The organism is Martelella sp. UBA3392, from assembly GCF_002358775.1.
Lineage (GTDB): Bacteria > Pseudomonadota > Alphaproteobacteria > Rhizobiales > Rhizobiaceae > Martelella > Martelella mediterranea.
The window spans coordinates 1-437 of sequence record NZ_DEPM01000177.1; the positions used below are offsets into that span (position 1 = coordinate 1).

Here is a 437-nt window from a genome sequence, read left to right on the forward strand (position 1 = left end):
CGGATCGCCGACCGCTACACCGTTTTCCGCGATGGCGAGATGGTAGGCGAAGGCAAGATTGCCGAAACCGACGAGAATGCGCTGGTGGAACTGATGGTCGGCCGGCCGGTCGATCAGGTCTTCCCCAAGCAGGAGGTCGCAATCGGCGAACCGGTTCTGACGGTCTCCGGCTATCGTCATCCGACCGAGTTCGAGGATATCGGCTTTTCGCTCCGGCGCGGCGAAATACTCGGCTTCTATGGACTTGTCGGCGCAGGCCGGTCGGAATTCATGCAGGCGCTGTTCGGCATCACCCGGCCTTCGGCCGGCGCCGTGCGGATCGATGACGAGATCGCCGTCATTCGCTCGCCCTCGGAGGCGGTGAAGCAGGGCATCGTCTATGTGCCGGAGGAGCGTGGTACACAGGGCACGATCGCTGCCATGCCGATCTTCGAAAA

The 437-nt window shown here is 62.7% G+C and carries 1 protein-coding gene; it reads left to right on the plus strand.

The annotated features are described in order from the left end of the window. Positions 1 to 437: ATP-binding cassette domain-containing protein (locus tag B4E36_RS13770; RefSeq protein WP_345900470.1), on the plus strand; the 437-nt coding region annotated here is incomplete at both ends.